Below are 7,469 nucleotides of genomic sequence, written 5' to 3'. Positions count from 1 at the left end.
CCACCGGTCATGTACTCGCAGCAGTGGTCGCCGGATCCCTCGATCACCGCCTGCGCTCCCGAGTTGCGCACCGCAAAGCGTTCCCCCGCCTGGCCGTTGGCAAACAGGGATCCGCCCGTGGCCCCGTACAAACAGGTGTTGCCCAGGATTACATTTTCCGCCGGATCGCGGGGCGCCTCAGGGGGAGCCAGGATGACGATCTCGCCGCCACACATGCTCTTGCCCACGTAGTCATTGGCTTCTCCTGTCAGGGTCAGGCGCATCCCCGCCAGCGTAAAAGCGCCAAAGCTCTGGCCGGCGCTGCCGACAAAGCGCAGATCCAACTGCCCCCCCTGTTGGGCGAAGCCGGTATCTCCGTACAAGCGGGCCAAGGTTCCGGCAATGCGCCCGCCTACGCAGCGGTCGGTGTTGGCGATAGGGATCTCCACCGTGGCCGTGCCGCAGGTTTCCACCGCCTTCTGCACCTCCGGCTGAGCCAGGATCTGCTCATCCAGCACCGGGCCGTTGGAATGCACCGGCTCATGCTCCAACCAGTCGGGCAGGGTGTTGGGATCAAAACCGGGGGGAGTTCGCAGCAGACACTCCAAGTTCAAGGATTGGGTCTTCTGCAGAACCGCATCGGCCCGCGGACAGAGCAGATCCACCCGTCCAATCACCTCCTTCAGAGAGCGGTAGCCCAGTTGCGCTAAGACTTGGCGCACCTCCTCCGCCACAAAGGTGAAGAAGGTCACCACGTGATCTGGCGTGCCGGGGAAGCGCTTGCGCAACTCCTCCTTCTGGCTGGTCACTCCCACAGGGCAGTTGTTGGTGTGGCACACCCGCGCCATGATGCACCCCTCCGCAATCATGGCCACCGTGCCAAAGCCAAACTCTTCTGCCCCCAGCATGGCCGCCATCACCACTTCCCAGCCGGTGCGAATGCCGCCATCCACCCGCAGGATGGAGCGCTGCCGTAGGCCGTTTTCCAGCAGGGTATGATGCACCTCCACCAGGCCCAACTCCCAAGGTGCCCCGGCATGTTTGATGGAGCTCAAGGGGGAAGCCCCTGTGCCCCCTTCATGGCCGGAGATTTGGATGATGTCGGCGTTGGCCTTGGCTACTCCTGCCGCCACCGTGCCGATGCCCACCTCCGCCACCAGCTTCACCGACACCTGTGCCTGGGGGTTCACCTGGTGCAAGTCGAAGATCAACTGCGCCAGATCCTCGATGGAGTAGATGTCGTGGTGGGGCGGCGGCGAGATCAAGGTCACCCCCGGCTTGGAGCGGCGCAGCTTGGCGATGTAGGGGCTGACCTTTTTGCCCGGCAGTTGCCCGCCCTCGCCCGGCTTGGCCCCCTGGGCAATTTTGATCTCAATTTGCCGCGCGTTGAGCAAATACTCCGGTGTCACGCCAAAGCGGCCCGAGGCCACCTGCTTCACCGCCGAGCTGGCGTTGTCCCCCATCCGCAGTCCCTTCAGGTGGGGAAAGCGAGCCGAGGTGCCATCCGGGCCTACATCGGTGATGGGGAGGTATCGTTCTGGATCTTCCCCGCCTTCACCGGAGTTGGACTTGCCGCCGATGCGGTTCATGGCAATGGCCAGGGTCTCGTGGGCCTCGCGGCTGAGGGCCCCCAAGGACATCCCACCTGTGGCAAAGCGTTTGAAAATCTCCGACACCGGTTCCACTTCCTCCAAGGGAATGGGATCCCGGTCGCTGCGGAAATCCAGCAGGTCTCGCAACGCGGTGGGGGTGCGGCTGCGCAGGTGCGCCCTGTAGATCTCATAGTGGGCAGGCTGACCCGATTCGATGGCCTTGTGCAGCAGTTTGGCCATTTCTGGACTGTTGATGTGGTATTCGCCTTTGGGCCGCGCCTGGATAAAGCCAAAGTTCTCCAGCTTTTTCGAGGTGAGTTCGGGAAAGGCCCGCTGGTGATTCACCATGCCCTCGCGGGCCAGATCCGCCAGCGTCATGCCCCCCACCCGCGACACCGTGCCGCGGAAGGCCAGATCGATCACCTCTTGGCTCAGGCCAATGGCCTCGAAAATCTGCGCTCCGTGGTAGCTGGAGAGCAGAGAAATGCCCATTTTGGAAAGAATCTTGAGCAGCCCTGCCTCAATGGCGGCGCGGTACTTCAGTTGCACCTCGGCCAGGGAAAGCTGGGGCAACTTGCCGGCAGCCATCTGGGTTTGCGTCTTGGGCTTGTGCCACCACTGCCGCACAGCTTCATAGGCCAGATAAGGACAAACGGCGCTGGCCCCGTAGCCGATCAAGCAGGCAAAGTGGTGGGTGCTCCAGCATTGGGCAGTCTCCACCACCAGGGAAGCGCGTAGGCGCAGCCCCTCCTGGATGAGGTGATGGTGGATGGCGCCCACCGCCAACAGAGGTGGGATCAGAGCCTGCTCGGCATCAAGGCCGCGATCCGAGAGGATTAAAATCTCAGCTCCCCCCCGCACTGCCTGAGCCGCCTGCTGGCAGAGGGCCCGTACCTGGACCTCCAGTCCTTCTGGGCCGGCAGCCACCGGATAGAGAATCGGGAGCGTGTGGCAGGGAAAAGGGGTATGCTGCAGAGCGGCCAGCTCCGCTTCGTTGAGCACCGGGCTGCGCAACTGCAACAGGCGGGCATGCTCAGGGCGGATCTCCAGCAGGTTGCCCTTGGATCCCAGATACACATCCAAAGACATCACCAGGCTCTCCCGCAGGGGATCGATGGCAGGGTTGGTGACCTGGGCAAAGCGCTGCTTGAAATAGTCGTAGAGGGGATGAGGCTGGGTGGACAGCACAGCCAGCGGCGCATCGTCCCCCATGCTGAAGGTGGGCTCCTTGCCCGTAGCCGCCATCTCCTCGATGATCATCTCCACATCTTCTGAGGAGTACCCGAAGGCGGTTTGGGCTTGTAACAGTTGTTCTTCCGAGAGGTGAGGGGTATTTTCAAAGCCTTGGGTGCTGAGCTGAACGCGATGGGCTTTGAGCCATTCGCCGTAGGGGTGCTGGGCTGCCACCTGGGTTTTGATCTCCCAGTTTTTGCAGATTTGCCCGCTCTGCAGATCCACCGTCAGCATCTGCCCTGGGCCTAGCCGCCCTTTTTCCAAAATGTCGGTCTCCGGCAGAGGAACCACGCCAGCTTCCGAGGCCACCACCAGCAGACCATCGCGGCTGCGAGCGTAGCGGGCTGGGCGCAATCCATTCCGATCCAAGGTGGCGCCGATGGTTTTGCCATCGCAGAAAACCACCATCGCCGGGCCATCCCAAGGCTCCTGCAGGCCGCCGAAGAACTCGTAGAAATCCACCACTTCCGGGTGATTCTGCAGTTCTGGCTGGTTGCGATAGGCTTCCGGGATCAGCACCATCATCGCCTGCTGAGTGGAGTAGCCCGACTGAATCAACAGCTCAAACACAGCGTCCAGGCCTGCTGAGTCGCTGGTGCCCGGGTCAATAATCGGCTTCAGATCCTCGACCGCTGTACCCCAGCGGGGATGGGAAAGGGTTTGTTCGCGGGCGGCCATCCAGTTGACATTGCCCAGGTAGGTGTTGATCTCGCCGTTGTGGCAGAGGTAGCGGAAAGGCTGAGCCAGCGACCAACGCGGCAGGGTATTGGTGCTGAAGCGGCGGTGGTAGGTGGCGTAGGTGGTGGTGTAGAGGGGGTTTTGCAGATCTCGATAAAACTGGCCCAGAACCGACGATTGCACCATGCCTTTGTAAACGACAACCCGGCAGGACAAAGAGGCAAAATACAGAGCATAAAAGCCAAACCGAGCCTCTACCCGCCGCCGAATGCGCCGCCGCAACAGATAGAGCTGCTGCTCTAGCTCGTCTCCTTCCAGCGTGGGATGGGTGAGGAGCATCTGCCAAATGGAGGGCATGGTCTGCCGCGCCATCGGCCCCAGGCAATTGGGATTGACCGGTACCTGCCGCCAAACCACCCGCTGCCAGTCGGTGGTGGTCAAGTACTCATCGATCATCTGCTGCACCGCCTGACACTCAGCAGGATCCTGAGGCAAAAAGACCATCCCCACCGCGCTGTGAGTGGGATCCAAAGCTCGAATTTCTTCCATTTCTGCTTGCAACAGCGACCAGGGGATCGCCGTCGCAATGCCCGCCCCATCGCCGCTCTGGCCGTCGCCGCCACAGCCACCCCGATGCTCCATACAGGTGAGAGCCTGAAGGGTTTTCTGCAAGAGGTCGTGGCTGGCTCTCCCCTGCTGATCCACCAAAAAGCCGACCCCGCAAGCATCCCGCTCTTGAAAGTGCCAGTTTTCCTGCAGGATAGGGGCCGAGACCTGAGAGGGATGGGGATTCATAGGAGTCAAAACAGTTTGGAATAAATCACGCTTTCAGAGGTGGAAAACCAGCATATCGCACTCCAATCCGACAGGAAAAGGGGGGCAGTCTCAAGTCACGGCTGGCTCTTGCCAACAGGGCAACCGTTGGGGCAATCGGCTCAGCGAAGTAAAGACAAAAAAGCTCGCCATGAACAGATTTTTCGAGTTTCTTCTGCAGCTTTCCCCGACGGACTGCGGACGATCTGAGAAAGCTAGGGCGAATGCGCCAGCTCACACCGGCTCCGCTCGCTGGCAACTGGCCCTGTGGAGAACTGCGGTAGGGAGACAGCCGTAGGGTATGTCCAGGAAGAGGGCAACCCCACAGATGTACAACAGATGTACAAAGTCAGGCGTGCAACGGTCTATCGCTGGCTGAACCTAGAAGACCTCAGGCCGACAAAAGTCAAGACCCAGAAGCCAAAGATAGACTTGGCCGCCCTGCAGCAAGACATAGGCCAGGATCCAGGAGCTCAATTGTAAGGATAGAGCTCAGAGATTCGGGTCGCGCCAGCGGGACGGAGCCCTTGCCCTATTGACTATACTGGTGGTGCTCTGGGAGCAATGATACTATTACCCTAGATTTTTTGTGTTTCTGAGTAAGCTCATGCTGACTTGCCCAAGCCGTCATTCTTTTAACTTAGATACGACAAGATCCATAATGGAAAGCAGCATTATCGATGCCAGGATTGTCACAGGCAATTTATACCTGAATCTACTCAAAAGATTGTCTCAGAAGTCAATATATCCCTAGTTAATAAACTTAAGCGACTTTCCATTGCTGCTATATCTTATGTAAATGAACTACCAGAACTCTGGACAAAATTATGTTAATCACAAATCAACTTATCCTTCCCAAATCATGGAGGTCTACCCGTCAAAAGAGGTACTTTGATCCTGCGATGCGACGAGCTATTGCCATTTGTGCTAGCAGGTTAGAGCTTGAAAGCAGGACGAGCTTCCCAAACTTGTTCAGAATGATTGTTCAGAATGACTGTGTCTCCACATGGGTTGGAGTCAGTGTTGCCGAGAAAAGCCATATCCTTGCTAGATTGAAGTCATGGGATCCCTGACTCTACCCGATAGAACTGAACTTTATGACCGTCCCTCTGATTCACAGCCGTGACGTTCTAGAGAGCCGTCTCAAGGAGATTCCTGCTGAACCCGGCGTATATTTAATGCGAGATGCCACGGATCAGATCCTCTATGTAGGCAAGTCCAAGAAATTGCGCTCTCGAGTGCGATCTTATTTCCGCTTCACCGGCGACCTGTCCCCTCGCATTCAGCGCATGGTAGCTCAGGTTTGCGAGATCGAGTTTATCGTAACCGACAATGAAAGTGAAGCCCTAGCCCTAGAAGACAATCTGATTAAGACCCATCAGCCCCCTTATAATGTTCTCCTTAAGGACGATAAAAAGTATCCCTATTTGTGTATTACCTGGTCGGAGCCTTATCCCCAGCTTTACATCACCCGCCATCGTCGCCTTGATCGGAATCAAGACAAATACTATGGCCCCTACACCGATGTTGGCCTGTTGCGCCATACCCTTGGGTTGGTCAAACGAATTTTTCCCTTGCGCCAACGGCTCAAACCTCTGTACAAAGATCGCACCTGTTTGAACTACGACATTGGGCGCTGCCCCGGGGTATGCCAAGGCTTGATCAGCCCAGAAGAGTATCGCAAAACGCTGACTCAAGTGGCCATGATCTTCCAAGGCCAGACAGATGAGCTGATCCGAGAGCTGCAGGAGAAGATGATCCAGGCCGCCGAACAGGAAAATTATGAGGCAGCCGCACGATATCGGGATCAAATTCGCGGTTTGGAACAATTGGGAGAATCCCAGAAGGTCTCTTTGCCTAACTCTACCGTCAGCCGTGATGCTCTGGCCTTGGCCATGAATGATTCACGAGCCTGCATTCAATTGTTTCAGGTGCGGGCAGGCAAGTTGGTGGGGCGGCTGGGGTTTGTGGCCGAAAACCGCGGTGACGACCCAGGCCTTATCTTGCAGCGGGCTTTACAAGAGCATTATCAATACTGCGATCCGGTGGAAATTCCCTCTGAGATTTTGACCCAGTATGAATTGCCCGATCACGATTTTCTGGAGTCTTGGCTGAGTCAGAAAAAAGGCCGCAAGGTCAGCCTTGTTGCCCCCCAACGGCAGAGCAAAGCCGAGCTGATCGAGTTGGTTGAGCGGAATGCACAACTGGAGCTAACCCGCACTCAGCGCTTGGCGGATCGGGATGCCGCGGCCTTGGAGCGCTTGGCAGAAGTCTTGGATTTGCCGGATGTGCCCCGCCGTCTAGAAGCCTACGATATTTCCCACATCCAGGGATCCGATGCTGTGGCCAGTCAGGTGGTGTTTATCGATGGCCTGCCTGCCAAACAGCACTACCGCCGCTACAAGATTCGCAACCCTGAGGTGCGCCCCGGTCACTCCGATGATTTTGCCAGCCATGCAGAAGTGGCCCGGCGTCGCTTCAGCAAAATGACCCCTGAGGATCAGCCGGATTTGGTGCTCATCGACGGGGGCAAGGGGCAGTTGTCGGCAGTCATGGCCGTCTTGGCAGATTTGGGGCTGGATCACCTGCCGGTGATTGCCTTGGCCAAACGAGAAGAAGAGATCTTTCTGCCGGGGGATCCTGTGCCCTTGCGGTTGACCGCCCAAGATCCGGCTCGCTTGTTGTTGCAACGCCTGCGAGATGAAGCCCACCGATTTGCTCTCGCCTTTCATCGCCAGCAACGGAAAGCGCGTCAACATGCCTCTACGCTGGACGAGATCCCCGGCTTGGGCAAGTATCGGCAAAAGCTGCTGATGGAAGAATTTCGGTCGATTGCCCGCATTCAGGTGGCCTCAGAAGACCAGTTGGCTCAAGTGCCCGGCATTGGCCCGAAGATTGCCCGGCAGATTTACCGCTACTTTCACCCGGAAACTCAGGCGGAATCCCCGGAGACTGCAGGGGTGGAGTAGTTGAGAATCTGCACAGGGATCCCTGCTCCCCCAGCACTCGGTGGGGTGATATCCACAGAAGCCTGAGCACCCTTCCTTGCCCGTGATTTTACGAGATCACGGGGGAACTTGTAGTGCGGAAAACATCGCTCAAAGCAAGAATGATACATAATCTCAGGGGCAGGCGTTCTTAGTGCCCTAGGTTGTGTTGATCTTTCATTTGAGC

Annotated in this window: 3 protein-coding genes; 2 read left to right on the top strand and 1 reads right to left on the bottom strand. The window is 57.7% G+C overall.

What is annotated here, in order from left to right; all coding sequences use genetic code 11:
- Positions 1-4,277: glutamate synthase-related protein (locus NW815_RS07440; protein ID WP_414415857.1), on the bottom strand; the 4,277-nt coding region annotated here is incomplete at its 3' end.
- 285 nt (positions 4,278-4,562) lie between these two features.
- On the opposite strand from NW815_RS07440, the gene NW815_RS07435 reads away from it, so the two are divergent.
- Both NW815_RS07435 and uvrC read left to right on the top strand, forming a co-directional pair.
- Positions 4,563-4,778 (top strand): IS630 transposase-related protein, encoded by a 216-nt coding sequence (locus NW815_RS07435; RefSeq protein WP_414329292.1) that lies wholly within the window; start codon positions 4,563-4,565, stop codon positions 4,776-4,778.
- Between the two features lie 614 nt (positions 4,779-5,392).
- Positions 5,393-7,264: an excinuclease ABC subunit UvrC gene (gene uvrC, locus NW815_RS07430; protein WP_414415856.1), complete on the top strand. Its 1,872-nt coding sequence runs from the start codon at positions 5,393-5,395 to the stop codon at positions 7,262-7,264.
- The last annotated feature ends 205 nt before the right edge of the window (positions 7,265-7,469 follow it).

It is taken from the genome of Synechococcus sp. R6-7 (genome assembly GCF_047461695.1).
In the GTDB taxonomy this organism is placed as follows: domain Bacteria; phylum Cyanobacteriota; class Cyanobacteriia; order Thermostichales; family Thermostichaceae; genus Thermostichus.
This window is presented reverse-complemented; position numbering and strand designations above follow the sequence as displayed.